Annotated in this window: 15 protein-coding genes; 4 read left to right on the top strand and 11 right to left on the bottom strand. The window is 74.9% G+C overall.

Annotated features, from left to right (window positions below; translation table 11 throughout):
* A partial coding sequence (locus ACH9D2_RS18425) for a class F sortase (protein WP_396364279.1) occupies nucleotides 1-653 on the top strand: 653 nt, incomplete at its 5' end.
* 119 nt (nucleotides 654-772) lie between these two features.
* Here the strand turns inward: ACH9D2_RS18425 and ACH9D2_RS18420 are convergent.
* From ACH9D2_RS18420 to ACH9D2_RS18395, 6 genes are all read right to left on the bottom strand, one after another.
* A complete protein-coding gene (locus ACH9D2_RS18420; protein WP_396364278.1) occupies nucleotides 773-1,117 on the bottom strand; it encodes an Rv0909 family putative TA system antitoxin in 345 nt (114 codons plus the stop codon).
* Between the two features lie 60 nt (nucleotides 1,118-1,177).
* Complete coding sequence (locus ACH9D2_RS18415) at nucleotides 1,178-2,593, bottom strand: FAD-binding protein (RefSeq protein WP_396364277.1); 1,416 nt, start codon at nucleotides 2,591-2,593, stop codon at nucleotides 1,178-1,180.
* A 157-nt stretch (nucleotides 2,594-2,750) separates the two neighbouring features.
* Nucleotides 2,751-4,298, bottom strand: coding sequence for an FGGY family carbohydrate kinase (locus tag ACH9D2_RS18410; protein WP_396364276.1), 1,548 nt, complete (start codon nucleotides 4,296-4,298; stop codon nucleotides 2,751-2,753).
* On the bottom strand, nucleotides 4,298-5,320 hold the full coding sequence (locus ACH9D2_RS18405) for an L-idonate 5-dehydrogenase (RefSeq protein WP_396364275.1): 1,023 nt from the start codon (nucleotides 5,318-5,320) through the stop codon (nucleotides 4,298-4,300). Before ACH9D2_RS18405 ends, ACH9D2_RS18410 begins: the two co-directional genes overlap by 1 nt.
* A gap of 70 nt (nucleotides 5,321-5,390) precedes the next feature.
* The gene (locus tag ACH9D2_RS18400) at nucleotides 5,391-6,158 is read right to left on the bottom strand and encodes an SDR family oxidoreductase (RefSeq protein WP_396364274.1); all 768 of its coding nucleotides are present in this window, start codon (nucleotides 6,156-6,158) and stop codon (nucleotides 5,391-5,393) included.
* A 7-nt stretch (nucleotides 6,159-6,165) separates the two neighbouring features.
* On the bottom strand, nucleotides 6,166-7,545 hold the full coding sequence (locus ACH9D2_RS18395; RefSeq protein ID WP_396364273.1) for a GntP family permease: 1,380 nt from the start codon (nucleotides 7,543-7,545) through the stop codon (nucleotides 6,166-6,168).
* A gap of 124 nt (nucleotides 7,546-7,669) precedes the next feature.
* Here ACH9D2_RS18395 and ACH9D2_RS18390 point away from each other — a divergent pair, with 124 nt between their 5' ends.
* The 3 genes from ACH9D2_RS18390 to ACH9D2_RS18380 all read left to right on the top strand — a co-directional run bounded on the left by ACH9D2_RS18390 (nucleotide 7,670) and on the right by ACH9D2_RS18380 (nucleotide 9,374).
* Complete coding sequence (locus ACH9D2_RS18390; protein WP_396364272.1) at nucleotides 7,670-8,407, top strand: FadR/GntR family transcriptional regulator; 738 nt, start codon at nucleotides 7,670-7,672, stop codon at nucleotides 8,405-8,407.
* A gap of 123 nt (nucleotides 8,408-8,530) precedes the next feature.
* Nucleotides 8,531-9,037 (top strand): deaminase, encoded by a 507-nt coding sequence (locus ACH9D2_RS18385; protein WP_396364271.1) that lies wholly within the window; start codon nucleotides 8,531-8,533, stop codon nucleotides 9,035-9,037.
* A 127-nt stretch (nucleotides 9,038-9,164) separates the two neighbouring features.
* On the top strand, nucleotides 9,165-9,374 hold the full coding sequence (locus ACH9D2_RS18380; RefSeq protein WP_396364269.1) for an Rv0909 family putative TA system antitoxin: 210 nt from the start codon (nucleotides 9,165-9,167) through the stop codon (nucleotides 9,372-9,374).
* Between the two features lie 65 nt (nucleotides 9,375-9,439).
* On the opposite strand, the gene uvrA is transcribed toward ACH9D2_RS18380, so the two are convergent.
* The 5 genes from uvrA to ACH9D2_RS18355 form a co-directional block, all read right to left on the bottom strand.
* On the bottom strand, nucleotides 9,440-11,914 hold the full coding sequence (gene uvrA, locus ACH9D2_RS18375; protein ID WP_396364280.1) for an excinuclease ABC subunit UvrA: 2,475 nt from the start codon (nucleotides 11,912-11,914) through the stop codon (nucleotides 9,440-9,442).
* 95 nt (nucleotides 11,915-12,009) lie between these two features.
* Complete coding sequence (locus ACH9D2_RS18370; RefSeq protein ID WP_396364268.1) at nucleotides 12,010-12,840, bottom strand: FAD:protein FMN transferase; 831 nt, start codon at nucleotides 12,838-12,840, stop codon at nucleotides 12,010-12,012.
* A gap of 270 nt (nucleotides 12,841-13,110) precedes the next feature.
* Nucleotides 13,111-13,533 (bottom strand): hypothetical protein, encoded by a 423-nt coding sequence (locus ACH9D2_RS18365; protein WP_396364267.1) that lies wholly within the window; start codon nucleotides 13,531-13,533, stop codon nucleotides 13,111-13,113.
* 199 nt (nucleotides 13,534-13,732) lie between these two features.
* Nucleotides 13,733-14,098, bottom strand: coding sequence for a hypothetical protein (locus ACH9D2_RS18360; RefSeq protein WP_396364266.1), 366 nt, complete (start codon nucleotides 14,096-14,098; stop codon nucleotides 13,733-13,735).
* A 255-nt stretch (nucleotides 14,099-14,353) separates the two neighbouring features.
* A complete protein-coding gene (locus tag ACH9D2_RS18355) occupies nucleotides 14,354-15,034 on the bottom strand; it encodes a YqjF family protein (RefSeq protein ID WP_396364265.1) in 681 nt (226 codons plus the stop codon).
* Nucleotides 15,035-15,078 lie beyond the last annotated feature (44 nt).

Below are 15,078 nucleotides of genomic sequence, written 5' to 3'. Positions count from 1 at the left end.
CGACCGCCGTCCTGCTCGCCACCGGCTGCGCCGCCGGGTCCGGCGACGACGCGCCGGCGGCTCCCGGCCGCACGTCCGCGGCGGCCTCGGCCTCGGCATCGCCCACCACCTCACCCACCACCTCACCCACGGCCGCGGCCACGCCGTTGCCGTCGGGCGGGATCCCGGCCGCCGTCCCGGAGAGCAGCCCCGCGGTCCTGGTCGCGTCGGAACCGGTCTCTCTGACCGTCCCGGCGACCGGGACCGAATCCGAGCTGTTGCACCTGGGTCTGCGGGAGGACGGGGCCCTGGAGGTCCCGCCCGAGGGCCCGGGCGCTCCGGCCAGCTGGTACACCGGCTCGCCCACCCCCGGTGAACGTGGCCCGGCCGTGCTGCTGGGCCACGTGAACGCCACGGGAGGCGGTCCGGGGATCTTCGCGGAGCTGCGGCAGCTCGCGCCCGGGGACACGATCGAGGTCGCCCGGGAGAACGGGAGCACGGCCGTGTTCGCCGTCGACCGCGGGGAGCAGTACGGCAAGGACGACTTCCCCACCCTCGAGGTCTACGGCAACACGGAGGGGGCCGAGCTGCGGCTGATCACGTGCGACGGCTACGACCCGGCCACCGGGGAGTTCGACGACAACTACGTGGTCTTCGCGTCCCTGGTGCGCTGAGACGTCCCCCGCCGTGCGCGGCGGCGGGCAGCACCGCCGGGACGACGACGGACCCCGCCTGCCGTGCGCTCAGAGCGCGGCAGGCGGGGTCCGGTCCGGTCCTGGGGGCCGGGATCCGCTCAGCGGCGGGGGCCCTGGTCCGGCCCCTCGGTGCCGGGCACGTCACCGGGCCGGTCCGTGGTCCCCGGTCCGCCCGGCTGCCCGTCCAGGCGCTCGCCGGTGGTCGGGCCGCCCGGTGCCGAACCGCCCGGAGCCGTCTCCCTTGCCGTCCGCTCGCCGGGGGCGCGGCTCCCGCCGAGGAACTGGCGCGCCTTCTGCTGGACCGAGTCCACGTGGCGCTCGTACTTGCGCCCGGTGCGCTTGTCCACGAAGCTGCCGGCCTGGTCGAGGACCTTGTTGACCTTGTCCGGGTTGCGCTGGGCGAGCTGCTTGGCCTTGGCCGTGAGCCCCTTGAGGTTCACCATCACGTCTCCTTCCGAGAGAGGTCACCGCACGCGGTGCCGCGCGGTGCTGTCCCGAGTCCATCATGCGGAGCTGTCCGCCGGCTGGCCGGGGCCGGGAGCCGGGCGCTCCTGGCCGACCACGTGCTGGAAGCGCAGCAGGTTGTCCGGGTCGTAGAGCGCCTTGGCCCGGACCAGCCGGGCGTAGACCTCCTCGGACCACGCCCGGGCGTGCTCGCTCTCCCCGCCCGGGACCCCGTGCATGTTCACGAACGCCCGCCCCGTGGACCACGGGGCCATGGTCTGCAGGATCTCGGCCAGCGCCCGGGGCGTCGCCTCGGCCACGTGGGGCGCGAGCCAGCCGATGAGTTCCAGGAAGAACGCCGCATCCCGGCCCGAGACCGCGTCCTGGGTGCCGTCCGTCCGGGTGAATGCCCCGCCCATCAGGCGGATCCCCACCTCCGGCAGCGGGCACCGGCTGCCGGGCCCGGCGAGGCGCAGCAGCGCCATGACCGCCGCGGCGTCGAACTCCCGCAGGAACTCCCCCGTCAGCACGTACAGCCCCGGCTCGGTGGCGTCCATGTGCACCTGGTCGATGTCCCGGTAGTCCATGGGCCCCACGAGGTCCAGGACCGGGCGCGCGACCTCCCGCATCGGCGCGAGGACCCGGGCCCCCTCGTCCTCCGCGCCCACCCAGCAGAAGCGCAGGTGCACCAGCATCCGCTGGTGCAGCTGCTCGGGAACGGTCGGGTCGTGCGGCATCCAGCGCAGGGCCACGGACGTCGAGGCGTGCTCCGGCAGGGTGGGCGCCCACCGGCTGAACGCGCTCAGCACTTCCTGGGCGTCGGTGCCGGGGTAGAAGACTCCGCCGCCGTAGAGGCCCTCCAGCGGGACGAGGCGCAGGGTCATGGAGGTGACGAGGCCCAGGTTGCCCTTGCCCCCGCGCAGCAGGGCGAACAGCTCCGGCTCGTGCCCGGCGTCCACGTGGCGCAGCCGTCCGTCGGGTGTGACCACGTCGAGGCCCAGGAGGTGGTCCGCGGCGAAGCCGAAGACCCGGCCGAGCACCGGCAGCCCGCCGCCCAGGGTGTAGCCCACCGCCCCGGCGTCGCTGGCCGAGCCGTTGAGGACCGCGAGCCCGTGGGGCGCGACCGCGTCGATCACGCGGCGCCACCGCACGCCGGCGCCGATCCGTGCCGTCCGGCGGTGGGGGTCGACCTCGAGCTCCTGCATCCGGTGGGTCGTCACGAGCAGCCCGCCCTCCATGGGCTGGTCCGCGCCGTGGCCCGTGGACTGGATCCCCACGGGCTCGTGGTGGGCGGCGGCCCACTGCATCGCGGCCACCACGTCGTCGGCGTCGACCACGCCGACCACCGCGTCCGGGTGGTGGACGCCGGCCAGGTTGAAGCCGGCGACCTCCTGCGCGAAGCCGGCGTCGTCCGGGAGCAGGACCGGGCCGCGGACCTGCCGGTGGAGTTCTTCCACGTCCGTTCTCGAGATCATGGCGGGCCCCCTCGGCGCCGACGATCCGCCGTGCGGGGCCGGACGGTCCCGCACGTGCCACAGAACGGGTCCATTCTCCCACGCGGGCGCGCCGATGCACCCGCGGACCGGGCACCGGATCGGCCCGGACCGGAGCGGAGCGGTGCTGGCGGAGGGGTCAGTCGCGCTCGAGCGGCAGGGCGGGCGCCAGCCGGCGCAGGGACGTGAACGTGGGCACGAGCGCCTCGTAGAGCTGCTCGAACACCGGTTGCAGGGACGCGTGGACGGCGGCGTCGGCGGGGTCCGGGCGCACGGTGGACTGCACCTCCACCAGGTCCGCGGCCACGTCGACGGACTCGATCAGCCCGAGCGCCTGCATCCCGAGCAGCGCGGCGCCGAACCCGGAGCCCTCGTGCCCGGAGGCGAAGGAGATGTCCGTGCCGAGGACGTCGGCGAGCAGCTGCCGCCACAGCGGGCTGCGGGCGAAGCCGCCCGTGGCGCGGATCTGCTCCACGGCCAGACCGGCCGAGCGCATCGACTGCAGGACCAGGCCGAGCTGCTGGCACACGCCCTCCAGGGCGGCGCGCACCAGGTGCTCGCGGCGGTGGGCGCGGGTCAGCCCCACGTAGGCGCCCTTGGGCAGGGAGCTCCAGTGCGGGGCCCGCTCGCTCAGCAGGTAGGGCAGCATGAGCAGCCCCCCGGACCCGGCCGGCACGCTCGCCGCGAGCGCGAGCAGCTCCTCCTCCGGCTCCTCCCCCAGGTCCGGGGCGAGGGCGTCCCCGGCCCAGCCCAGGACCACGCCGCCGTTGTTGATCGCCCCGCCGACCACCCAGCGCCCCGGGGTCAGGGCGTAGCAGAAGACCCGCCCCAGCGGGTCCACCACGGGACGGTCGACGACGACGCGCAGCGCGCCGCTCGTGCCGATCGAGCAGGCCGCGACCCCGGGCCGGACCGCGCCGAGCCCGAGGTTGGCCAGCGGCCCGTCGCTGGCCCCGACCACGACCGGCGTGGCCGGGGGAAGTCCGGTGGCGCGGGCGCCCTCGTCCGTGAGCCCGGGCAGGACGTGGGTGGTGGGCACGAGCTCGGGCAGCTGCTCGGGCAGGATGCCGGCGTGGGTGAGGGCCTCGCCGTCCCAGGAGAGCTCGTGGATGTTCATGAGGCCGGTGGCCGAGGCCACCGAGTGGTCCATCACGAGCGCGTTGCACAGCCGCAGCAGCACGAACTCCTTGATGCCGGCCCAGAACGCGACGCGCTCGCACAGCTTGGGCTCCTGGTCGTGGAACCAGACGAGCTTGGGCAGCGGGGACATCGGGTGCACGGGGGTGCCCGTGCGCCGGTGCAGGGCGAGCCCGCCCGAGCTCGCGCGCAGCCGTTCCGCCTGACCGCTGGCACGGGTGTCGGCCCAGGTGACGAGCGGGGTGAGGGGCTCGCCCTCCGGCGAGAGGCCGAGCAGGCTGTGCATCGCGGCGCTGAAGGACAGTCCGGCCACGCGCTCCGCCCCGACCTCCTCGACCACCGCGCGGACGGTGTCCAGCACGGCCTGCAGGATGAGCCGGGGGTTCTGCACGGCGTGGCCGGGGTGCGGCTCCTCCAGCGGGTAGCCGGCCGAGGCGGCGGCGAGCTGCTCCCCGCCCACGGCGAAGGCCACCGCCTTGGTGCTCGTGGTGCCGATGTCGACGCCCACCACCACGGGATCCGGGTGCCCGGTCGCGGACGGCCCCGGCATCAGTGCCGCTCCCCTGGGAGCAGGGACACGAGGACCTTGCCGGAGGCCGCGGAGTCCCGGGCCGTGGCGAAGGCCTCGACGGCCCGGTCGGCGGGGAACTCGTGCGTGACCACGTCCCCGATCCCGGGGCGTGCGGCGAGCAGCGCGATCGCCTCGTCGATCTCGTCGTCGAACCGGAAGGAGCCGCGCAGCTGGAGCTCCTTGGAGACCAGCGGGGCGAGGTTCACGGGCCGGGCCTCGTCCGGCACCATCCCCACCTGGACCACGACGCCGCCGCGGCGGGCGCCCACCAGCGCGGGGCCCACGGCCGCCGGCACCCCGGAGCACTCCAGCACCACGTCGAACGCCCCGGGCGGGACCTGCTCGGTCCCCACCCGGACGGTGCCGTGCGCGCCGAGCGCCCGGGCCCGCTCGAGCGGGCCCTCGAGGACGTCGGTGGCCACGACCTCGGCCGCGCCGCGGGCCAGGGCCGCCGCGACGGCGAGCAGGCCGATCGGCCCGGACCCGGAGACGAGCACGCGACGGCCGGCCACGTCCCCGGCCACGGTGAGACCGTGCAGCGCCACGGCCAGCGGCTCGGCGAGCGCGGCCCGGCGCAGCGGCAGGCCCTCCGGGAGCACCCGGAGCATGTCCCGGCGGACCAGCAGGTACTCGCTCATCCCGCCCTGGGTGTGCGGCCGGGTGGAGGCGCTGCCCAGGTAGGCCCCGCCGGGCCACAGGTGGCGCCGGTCCTCGATCCCGGGCTCGGGCACGCCGAACGTGGCCGGGTGGACCGTCACCGGGGTGCCCGGCGCCAGCTCGCCGGCGGGGTCGAGGTCCACCGTGCCGGAGACCTCGTGCCCGGGCACGAGGGGCTCGCGGACCACGTACTCGCCGTTGGCGCCCTCGGCCCAGTAGTGCAGGTCCGACCCGCACACCCCGCCGTAGGCGATCCGGAGCCGGACCTGCCCCTCGGAGGGCTCCGGGGTGGGCACTTCCTCGACGCGCAGGTCGTCCTTGCCGTGGATCACGATGGCCTTCATGAGCTCTCCTCCTGGTGCGTCCCGGGGTGCCGCCGCGGGGCGGTGCTGCCGGGCGGTGCTGCGGTCCGGGTCAGAGGACGGAGGTCATGCCGCCGTCGACCAGGACGTTGTGGCCCGAGACGAAGCTCGAGGCGTCCGAGCACAGGTAGACCAGGGTACCCACGAGCTCCTGGACCTGTCCCCAGCGCCGGGCCGGGGTCCGCTCGACCACCCAGCGGTTGAACTCCTCGTCCTCGACCAGCGCCTGGTTCATCTCGGTGGCGAAGTACCCGGGCGAGATCGCGTTGACCTGGATGTTGTGCCGGGCGAGGTCCGCGGCCATCCCCTTGGTGAGCATGACCACCCCGCCCTTGGTGGCCGAGTACGGGGCGATGGTCTGGCGGGCGAGCACCGACTGTACGGACCCGATGTTGACGATCTTGCCCGAACCGCGCTCCTGCATTCCGGGGACCACGGCCCGGGACACGTGGAACACGCTCGAGAGGTTCGCCGCGACGATGTCCTCCCAGTCCTGGGCCGCGAACTCGGCGAAGGGGGCGCGGCGCTGGATCCCGGCGTTGTTCACCAGGATGTCCGGGACGCCGTGCTCGGCCACGACCGCCTCGATCCCCGCCCGCACGGCCCCGGCGTCGGTGAGGTCGAAGGACGCCGTGACCGGGTGCGTGCCCGTGCCGCGGGCGATCTCGTCGCGCACCCGGGCGAGGGCCCCGGCGTCGCGCCCGTGCAGGACCACGCGGGCGCCCGCCTCGGCGAGACCCGTGGCCAGGGCCCGCCCCAGTCCCCGGGAGGACCCGGTGACGAGGGCGAGCCGGCCGCTGATGTCGAAGATGCCGTTCACGTCCGCCTCAGGCGATGTAGAAGATGACGAGGACGATGGCGAAGCCCACGACGGACTCGAGGGCCTGCTGGACGGTCCACGTCTTCAGCGTGGTCTTGACGTCCATGCCCATGAGCCGGCCGACGAGCCAGAAGCCGGAGTCGTTGACGTGGCCGGCGAACACCGAGCCCGCGGCGGTCGCGAGGACCACGGCGGCGACCTCCACGGAGTTGAAGCCGCCGGCGGCCACGGCCGGGGCCATGAGCCCGGCGGCGGTGACGAGGGCCACCGTGGCCGAGCCCTGGGCGAGGCGCAGGACGACGGCGATGAGGTAGGCGGCGAAGATGACGGGCAGGCCGATGCCGTCCAGCGAGGACGCCAGGGCGTCGCCGATGCCGGAGGCGCGCAGGATGCCGCCGAACATGCCGCCGGCGCCGGTGATGAGGATGACGGAGGCGACCGGCCCCAGGGAGGAGTCGATGACCTTCTCGAGGGCGGTGCCGTGCTCGCCGCGGCGGGTGCCGAGGACGAACAGGGCCACGAGGACCGAGATCAGCAGGGCCACCGGGGACTCGCCGAGGGCGGAGAGCACCTGGAACCACTCGGCGTCCTCGGACACGGTGCCGGCGGCGCGCAGGAAGTCCAGCCCGGTGTTCATGAAGATCAGCACCAGGGGCAGCAGCAGCAGGGCGATGATGGTGCCGACCCGCGGCGGGTTGGTGGGCTGGTCGTCGTCGACGTCGCCGAAGAAGCCCGGGACGGGCAGGACGTACTTGGTGCCCACGCGCTTGCCCCACAGGTACGCGGAGACGTACCAGAGCGGGAAGGCCAGCAGCAGGCCGATGAGCAGGACCATGCCGAGGTCGGCGCCGTAGAGCTCGGTGGCGGCCACGGGCCCGGGGTGCGGCGGCACGAAGACGTGCATGACCGAGAACGCGCCGGCGGCGGGGATGCCGTAGAGGAGCACGTTGTTGCCGCTCACCCGGCGGGCGACCGCGAAGATGATCGGGAGCATGACCACGAGACCGGCGTCGAAGAAGATCGGGAAGCCCATGATCAGGGAGGCGATGCCGAGCCCGAAGGGCGCGCGCTTCTCGCCGAAGACGTCCACGAGCTTGTCGGCGAGCGCCCGGGCGCCGCCGCTGTGCTCCACGAGCTTGCCGAGCATGGCGCCGAGGCCGATGAGCAGGGCCACCGAGCCCAGCGTGCCCCCGAAGGCGGTGACCGCCGTCTCCACGATCAGGCCCGTGGGGATGCCGGTGGCGAACGCCGTCAGCAGCGCCACGAGGATCAGGGTGAGGAAGGCGTGCAGCTTGAACCTGATCACCAGGACCAGGATCAGTGCGATGGCGGCTGCTGCGATCGCCAGCAGTGGCGCGGTGCCGAGGGTCTGTGTCCAGTCTTCCACTGAGCTTCTCCGTTGATCTCGTGCCTGCGAACAGGCCTTGGGGTCTCGTCGTGAGCCACGACACACGATAGGCTGACAGAAAGATCATACTTTTGGCAACAAGGTGGGCGCGACCGCGCCGCACATGACGGACGGAGCACCCATGCACGGGGTGGAGCAGCACAGCGGGGTGCTGGACCGGCTCGGTGAGAGCATCGCCTCGGGCGTCCGCGCGCCCGGCACGGTCCTGACCCTCGGCAGCCTCGAGGAGGAGTTCGGTGTCTCCCGCACGCTCGTGCGCGAGGTGGTGCGCGTGCTCGAGTCCATGGGGATGGTGGAGTCCCGGCGGCGGGTGGGCGTCACCGTCCGTCCGCCGCGGGACTGGAACCCGTTCGACCCCCGGGTGATCCGGTGGCGGCTCGGCGGCCCGGGACGGGGCGAGCAGCTGCGGAGCCTCACGGAGCTGCGGGCCGCGATCGAGCCGGTGGCCGCCCGCCTGGCCGCGGCCCGGGCCGACGAGCCCGCCCGGCGGCGCCTGGTGGAGCTCGCCGCCCGGTTGCGGGAGCTCGGCGAGGCCCACCGCGGCACGGACCCCGAGTACCTGGAGGTGGACACCGCCTACCACGCGCTGCTGCTGGAGGCGAGCGGCAACCCGATGCTCGCCGCCCTGCAGGACGTGGTGGCCGAGGTGCTGTCCGGCCGCACCGCACTGGGGCTCATGCCCCGGACTCCTGACCCCCGGGCGCTCGAGGACCACGAGGCCACGGCCGCCGCCGTCGCCGCCGGGGACCCGGCCGAGGCCGAGGCGCGGGCGCGGGCCGTGGTGGCGGAGGTGCTCGAGGGGGTCGTGGACGTGACGGGCCAGGGTGACGGACCGACGTGACGGGACCGACGTGACGGGACCGACGGGACGGGCGGACCTGACCGCGCAGGACTGATCGCGCCGGCGCCCTGGTCCGGCCGCCGTGCTCCGGCGCGCCGCCGTCCCGGCCCGTAGGCTGGGCCCATGGGCATCTCGGAGACCGACCGCGGGCACCTGCGACGCTGCGTGGAGCTGGCCCGCGAGGCCCTCGACGCCGGGGACGAGCCGTTCGGCTCGGTGCTCGTCTCGGCCCGGGGAGAGGTCCTGTTCGAGGACCGCAACCGGGTGGCCGGCGGTGACGCGACCCGGCACCCCGAGTTCGAGATCGCCCGGTGGGCGGCCGCTCACCTGGCCCCGGAGCAGCGCTCCGCGGCCACGGTCTACACCTCGGGCGAGCACTGCCCCATGTGCTCGGCCGCGCACGCCTGGGTGGGACTGGGCCGCATCGTCCACGCCTCGTCCTCGGCGCAGCTCGGCCGGTGGCTGCACGAGCTCGGCGCCCCGCCCGCGCCCGTGGCGCCGCTGCCGATCTCCCAGGTGGCCCCGGGCGTGCCCGTGGACGGGCCGTGCCCCGACCTGGCCCCGGCGGTGCGGAAGCTGCACCAGGAGCTGCACCGGGCGCGGCAGGCCCGGGCCCGGCCGCAGGACTGAGTCGCGCACGCCGCGCGGGCACGCGGATCGCCCGGAGGGGTGGCCAGGGCCCCCGGCGGGGGACCAGGATGGAGGAGTACCTCCGGCGGGCGGCGCCCGCCGGAACCGCTCGACGAGAGGAACGGACATGGTGGACATGGGAGGATTCGCGGACAAGGCGAAGAACCTTGCGGACCAGCATCCGGACAAGGTGGAGCAGGGCATCGACCGGGGCGGCGACGCCGTCGACGAGCGCACCGACAAGAAGTACGAGAGCCAGGTGGACCAGGGCCAGGAGAAGGCCGGGGACTTCCTCGGCACCGGCGAGCAGGACCAGGAGGACCAGCAGCAGAACTGATCCGCAGCGGCCTCCTCCAGCCCCCGCCCGCCGTCCGGCGCGCGGGGGCTGCGACGTTGCGGGCCTCAGGCGAGGGCGTCCGCCAGGTAGGGCGCCGTCCGGCTCCACGAGCACCCGGCCACGTCCGCCGGGGTCCCGGCGCACACGATCCGCCCACCGGCCTCGCCGCCGGACGGACCCATGTCGATCACCCAGTCCGACGCCGCCACCACGTCCATGGCGTGCTCCACCACCACCACGGTGTTGCCGGCGTCCACCAGGCGGTTCAGCTGGCGCAGCAGCAGCTGCACGTCCTGCGGGTGCAGCCCGGTGGTGGGCTCGTCCAGGAGGTACAGGGTGTGGCCGCGCCGGGCCCGCTGCAGCTCGGTGGCCAGCTTGATCCGCTGCGCCTCGCCGCCGGAGAGCTCGGTGGCCGGCTGGCCGAGCCGCAGGTAGCCGAGCCCCACGTCCAGCAGGGTGCGCAGGCTCCGCGCGGCGGCCGGGACGTCCGCGAGGAACTCCGCGGCGGTCTCCACGCGCATGCCCAGGACGTCGGCGATGCTCCGGCCCCGGTGGGTGACCTCCAGCGTCTCGGGGTTGTAGCGGGCGCCCTGGCAGTCGGGGCAGGGTCCGTAGGTGCCGGGCAGGAACAGCAGCTCCACGGCCAGGAAGCCCTCGCCCTGGCACGTCTCGCACCGGCCGCCGGTCACGTTGAAGGAGAATCGCCCGGCCCCGTAGCCGCGGGCCCGCGCCTCGTCGGTGGCGGCGTAGAGCTTGCGGACCGCGTCGAACAGGCCCGTGTAGGTCGCCAGGTTGGAGCGCGGGGTCCGGCCGATGGGCCGCTGGTCCACGCGGATCAGCCGGTCCAGGTGCTCCAGGCCCTCGACCGCGCCCACCGGGGCCCCGGCCGCCGGCGCGGTCGCGGCCGGGCCCTCGGGGTCGGCGGGCGCCGCACCGCCGTGCACGTGCCGGCCGACCGTCTCGGCCAGGACCTGACTGACCAGCGTGGACTTGCCCGAGCCGGAGACCCCGGTGACGGCGGTGAGCACGCCCAGGGGGATCTCCGCGTCGAGGTCCACCAGGTTGTGGCGCGTGACCCCGCGCAACTGCAGCCGCCGCTCGACCGGGCGGGGCGTGCGCTTCGCCGTCGTGCCGTCCCGGGAGCCGTCCGGGAACAGGAACGGGCGCGTGGCGGACTCCGCCACCTCGGCCAGGCCGGGGACGGGCCCGCTGTAGAGCACCGAGCCGCCGCGGTCCCCGGCCTGGGGCCCCACGTCCACGACCCAGTCGGAGCGCCGCACCACGGCCATGTCGTGCTCCACGACGAACACCGAGTTCCCGGAGGCTTTCAGCTCCTCGAGCACGGCCAGCAGCGGCTCGGCGTCGGCCGGGTGCAGGCCCGCCGAGGGCTCGTCGAGCACGTAGACCACGCCGAAGAGCCCGGAGCGCAGCTGGGTGGCGATCCGCAGCCGTTGCATCTCCCCCGGGGAGAGCGTGGGTGTGGACCGGTCCAGGCTCAGATAGCCCAGGCCCAGGTCCAGGAGCACCTGCAGCCGTGCGAGCAGGTCCTTGGCGATGGTCACCGCGGCCTCGCTGCGCTCCCCCGAGGACACGGCCCGGGAGGCGGTGCCGGCGTGCTCCAGGGCGGCCGTGGGCCGGACCACCTCGGCCAGCTCGCCCAGGGACGCCCCGTTGAGCTCGGCGATGCTCCGGCCGGCGAAGGTCACGGCGAGCGCCTCGGGGCGCAGGCCGCTGCCGGCGCACGCGGGGCAGGGGCCCGTGACCACGTACTGCAGGACGCGCTCGCGCATCTGCTGGCTCGCGGAGTCCGCGAGGGTGTGCAGGACGTAGCTGCGGGCGCTCCAGAACCGGCCCTTGTACGGCTTCGCCACCCGGTCGCGCTGCGGGATGATCTCCACGACCGGCTGCTCCTCGGTGAACAGGATCCAGTCGCGCTCCTCCCGCGGCAGCTCGCGCCAGGGGACGTCGACGTCGTGGCCCAGGTGGCTCAGGATGTCGCGCAGGTTCTTGCCCTGCCACGCTCCCGGCCAGGCCGCGATGGCCCCGTCCCGGATGCTGAGCGCCGGGTCCGGGACCAGGGAGGACTCGGTGACGTCGTGCACGGTGCCCAGACCCGAGCAGCGGGGGCACGCCCCGGCGGCGGTGTTGGGCGAGAAGGCGTCCGAGTCCAGGCTCCCCGCGGCGGACTCGGGGTAGGTGCCCGCCCGGGAGAAGAGCATCCGCATCGAGTTGGACAGCGTGGTGAGGGTGCCCACCGTGGAGCGGGAGCTGGGCGCGCCGCGCCGCTGCTGCAGGGCGACGGCGGGCGGCAGCCCGGTGATCCCCTCGACCGCGGGGTTGTGCCCCTGCTGGATCAGGCGCCGGGCGTAGGGCGCCACGGACTCGAGGTAGCGCCGCTGCGCCTCGGCGTAGATGGTGCCGAAGGCCAGGGAGGACTTCCCCGAGCCGGAGACGCCGGTGAAGGCGACGATCGCGTCGCGGGGGACGTCCACGTCCACGTGGCGCAGGTTGTGCTCGGAGGCTCCCCGGACGCGGACCATGCCGGTGCGGGAGGCGTCGGGTGCGGGGGCCGGGGTGGTGTCGGTGTGGGTGCTCACCGCCTCCACCCTAGCCACCGGTGGGGCCGCGCGGGGAGTCAGCGGGCGAGGTGCCGCTCCCGGCCGACCGACCACGCCGTGTCCGCGGGGGCGGGATCCGCTACCCAGGCCGACCAGTCGTCCAGGCCGGTGAGCCAGCGGGCCCCGTCCCGGCCGGCGACCACGAGCGCCGTGGCGAGCACCCCGGCCAGCCGTGCGTCCGGGCCGACGACCGTCGCGGACCGGGCACCCGTGGCGGGCCGGCCCGTGCGCGGGTCGACGATGTGCGCCGGGCGCTCGTAGGTGCCCGAGGTCGAGACCGCCCCGTCGCCGGGCAGCACGGTCCACGTGACGGCGCCGGCGTCCTCGGGGTGGCGGATCCCGACCGTCCAGGGCTCTCCGGGTCCGGCGGACCCGCGGGTCACGACGTCCCCGCCGGTCTCCACGCAGACGTTCGCGCACCCGGCGCGGACCAGGTCGTCGGCGATCCGCTCCGCGGCCCACGCCGTGACGTAGCCGGAGGGGTCGAAGCCGCCGCGCACGGCCCACGGGTCGAAGCAGCCGTCGGTCAGCTGCCGGCCCTCCCGGCAGCGCTGGAGGACGTCCAGCACGGCGCCCTGGGCGGCGTCCCAACGGCTGAGCCGGCGCTCGTCCAGCAGCCCGGAGCGGAGTGCCGTCACGAGCGAGTCGGGGCGGTAGGTGGAGAACACGGCGTCGACCCACCGCATGTTGGCCACGGCCACGTCCAGCGCGTGCTGCACGGCGTGCTCGGGGGGCAGTCCCTCCTCGCCGGCACGGACGTCGACGGTCACGGAGGTGCCCCAGATCATCTCCCGGTGGCGGTGCCACCGGCCTTCGGGGCGGCGCAGCTCGACGGCGGGGGCGCTCACAGCCCGGCCCTCTCGAGCAGCTCGCGGCAGACCGTGCGGTAGCCCTTCACGGCGGGGTCGGCTCCGCTCACGACGTCGACCCGCGCCGGCCGCCTCGTGAGGGTCTCCTCGTGGAGGGCGGGGCCGGCGCGGTCGTCGAGCCGCTGCGGGGGGCGTGGGGGGAACGGTGTGCGATCGATGTTTTCGACTATAGGACTGGGTGGGCCCCCGGGCACTGGACTTTCGGGCAGAGTTCCCGGACCGGGAGCGGGCCGTTCGGCGGCGCCGAGGTCAGTCGGCGACCTGGATGACGACCAGCGGCAGGTTCGTGCCCGGGCCGCAGGGCTGGGTGAGCGGCTGGCACTCCTGGATGAACCCGGAGACCACGGCCGGCCCCTCGTCGAAGGCCATGTTGTAGGCCACGGTCTGGTAGTCCAGCGTGACCTCGCCGCCCTCGCAGGTCCACTGCTCGAAGTAGCTGCCGTTGGCGATCCGCCCGTCGGACACCCGCTGGGTCACGGTGAGGCTGACGAACACGTCCGTCCCCGCGGTGCAGGTCACGGTGTAGGTGCCTTCGAGGGCCGCGCCCTCGGCGATCCTCGTCGCGTCGCTGATGTCGTAGATCTCCATGGCCGCCTGCGCCGGTGCGGCGGCGACGAGGCCGATCCCTGCCGCGAAGGCTGCTGCCGTGACTGCCCTGGTGGTTCTTCTCATGGTTCTGTCCCATCCGGTGAAGAAGCGGGGACCGCTTCGCGACTGATGCCGGCCCGCGGCGCGTTCCCCCGAACGCTCCCCGGACCCCGTGCCTGGTACTACGTCACCAACGTAGGCGCAGGTCAGGGGTCCACGGCCAACACGGGCGAAGATGACGGACACGATTCGGACACGGCCCTGGCGCGGAACGGGGCGCCGGTCAGAACGCGTCGTCGATGGGCACCGGACGGCCGTGCCGGTCGTAGTAGTAGACCCCCAGCGTCTCCGGCGCCTCGTCGTCGAGATCCTCCGGGGCCGCGGTCAGGAGGGGATCGCCGTCCTCCGGTGCGCCCAGCGCGAGCACGCCGACGGACACGAGCAGCAGGAGCGCCACCGTGAGCGGTGGCCCCACCGGCACGGCACGGACGAGGGCGGCCAGGACGAGGGCCAGCGCGAGGAGCAGGAGCAGGACGCCCGTGGCCGCCGGCTCGAACGTGCGGCCGGGGCGCGGGGTCGCCGGAGCGGCCGGGGACGGTCCGGAGAACTCCGGCAGCTGGGGCAGCTCGGGAACGAGCGGGGTGGTCACGGCGGGCCTTTCGCGTCCGGCTCCCCCGGAGGCACGGTCCCGGGGATGAGCGGCTCCGGGAGCGACCTCGACCGGAGTCCTCCCGGTCGCTCCCGCGGGAGTTGGTCCCATCCTGGACCTTCCGCACCCTCCGGAGCCTGCCCACTCTTGTGGGGCTGGCGGGACCCCGGTCCCGCCGTCCAGGAGTGGAGGGGCAGGGAACGGGCCCGGAGCAGCAGGCGCGGACGGCTCGGCAGGAGGGGCCGGCCCCGCGGTTCAGGAGCTGCGCACCGTCCGGGGGCGGCCGATCCGGGTCCGGACGCCCGGCGAGAACAGCACCGACTCGGGCGGGCCGTGGACGTCGAGGCCGGCCGCGGCCAGCAGCCCGTCCTCGAGGTGCGTGGTCGCGGCGGGGTGCAGCGGCCAGGGCTCGTGCGAGACGGGGACGTGCACCGTCCGGCCGGCGAACCGGCTGTGCAGGCCGAAGCGCGCGGTGAGCCCCAGCGACAGCTCGTCGTCGGCCGCGGCGGCGCGGTCCGGGCGCACGGCGAAGGAGGTGCCCGTCCGTCTGCGGCGTCGTTCCACGTCGTAGCCGAAGCCCGGGTCCGCCTCGTCCTCGACGACGGCCCGGCACCGCGACCACACGTAAGGGATGCCGGCGGCGCGGGCGCCGAGGACCACCGCGAGCCGCGGGGCGTCGAGGGAGAGGAACACGACCCCGCGCGTGCCGTCCTGCTCGCGCGAGTACAGGCGCACGTTGATCTCGGGGAAGCTGCCGAGCCAGGGCAGCGGCACCGTGGCGCCGAGCCGGATCCGGTGCATGCGGAACCCCACGAGGCCCGCCCACGCGGAGCCGTCGATCACGTCGGCCCGGACTCCCGGGGGCATGCGCGTCGCCGCCGCGGCCGCGGGGATCCGCCAGTGCAGGAAGACGGCGTCCTCCCAGCGCTGGTCCATGAGATGGGGGCGGGGCAGCCCCGGCGCGGCCGGCCAGGGGCCCG

The sequence above is a fragment of the Kocuria rhizosphaericola genome (assembly GCF_044462205.1).
GTDB lineage: Bacteria > Actinomycetota > Actinomycetes > Actinomycetales > Micrococcaceae > Kocuria > Kocuria rhizosphaericola.
Note: the sequence above shows the minus strand (reverse complement) of the source record. Positions and strands in the feature narration are given on the sequence as shown.

What these genes read in the sequence shown, in the direction of transcription:
- ACH9D2_RS18410 (WP_396364276.1), bottom strand. Translation starts at nt 4,298, where the DNA reads ATGCCGGGGCCGTCCGCGACCGGGCACCCGGATCCCGTGGTGGTGGGC.
- ACH9D2_RS18405 (WP_396364275.1), bottom strand. Translation starts at nt 5,320, where the DNA reads ATGAAGGCCATCGTGATCCACGGCAAGGACGACCTGCGCGTCGAGGAA.
- ACH9D2_RS18355 (WP_396364265.1), bottom strand. Translation starts at nt 15,034, where the DNA reads ATGGACCAGCGCTGGGAGGACGCCGTCTTCCTGCACTGGCGGATCCCC.
- ACH9D2_RS18380 (WP_396364269.1), top strand. Translation starts at nt 9,165, where the DNA reads ATGGTGGACATGGGAGGATTCGCGGACAAGGCGAAGAACCTTGCGGAC.
- ACH9D2_RS18415 (WP_396364277.1), bottom strand. Translation starts at nt 2,593, where the DNA reads ATGATCTCGAGAACGGACGTGGAAGAACTCCACCGGCAGGTCCGCGGC.
- ACH9D2_RS18365 (WP_396364267.1), bottom strand. Translation starts at nt 13,533, where the DNA reads ATGAGAAGAACCACCAGGGCAGTCACGGCAGCAGCCTTCGCGGCAGGG.
- ACH9D2_RS18390 (WP_396364272.1), top strand. Translation starts at nt 7,670, where the DNA reads ATGACGGACGGAGCACCCATGCACGGGGTGGAGCAGCACAGCGGGGTG.
- uvrA (WP_396364280.1), bottom strand. Translation starts at nt 11,914, where the DNA reads ATGGTCCGCGTCCGGGGAGCCTCCGAGCACAACCTGCGCCACGTGGAC.
- ACH9D2_RS18420 (WP_396364278.1), bottom strand. Translation starts at nt 1,117, where the DNA reads ATGGTGAACCTCAAGGGGCTCACGGCCAAGGCCAAGCAGCTCGCCCAG.
- ACH9D2_RS18385 (WP_396364271.1), top strand. Translation starts at nt 8,531, where the DNA reads ATGGGCATCTCGGAGACCGACCGCGGGCACCTGCGACGCTGCGTGGAG.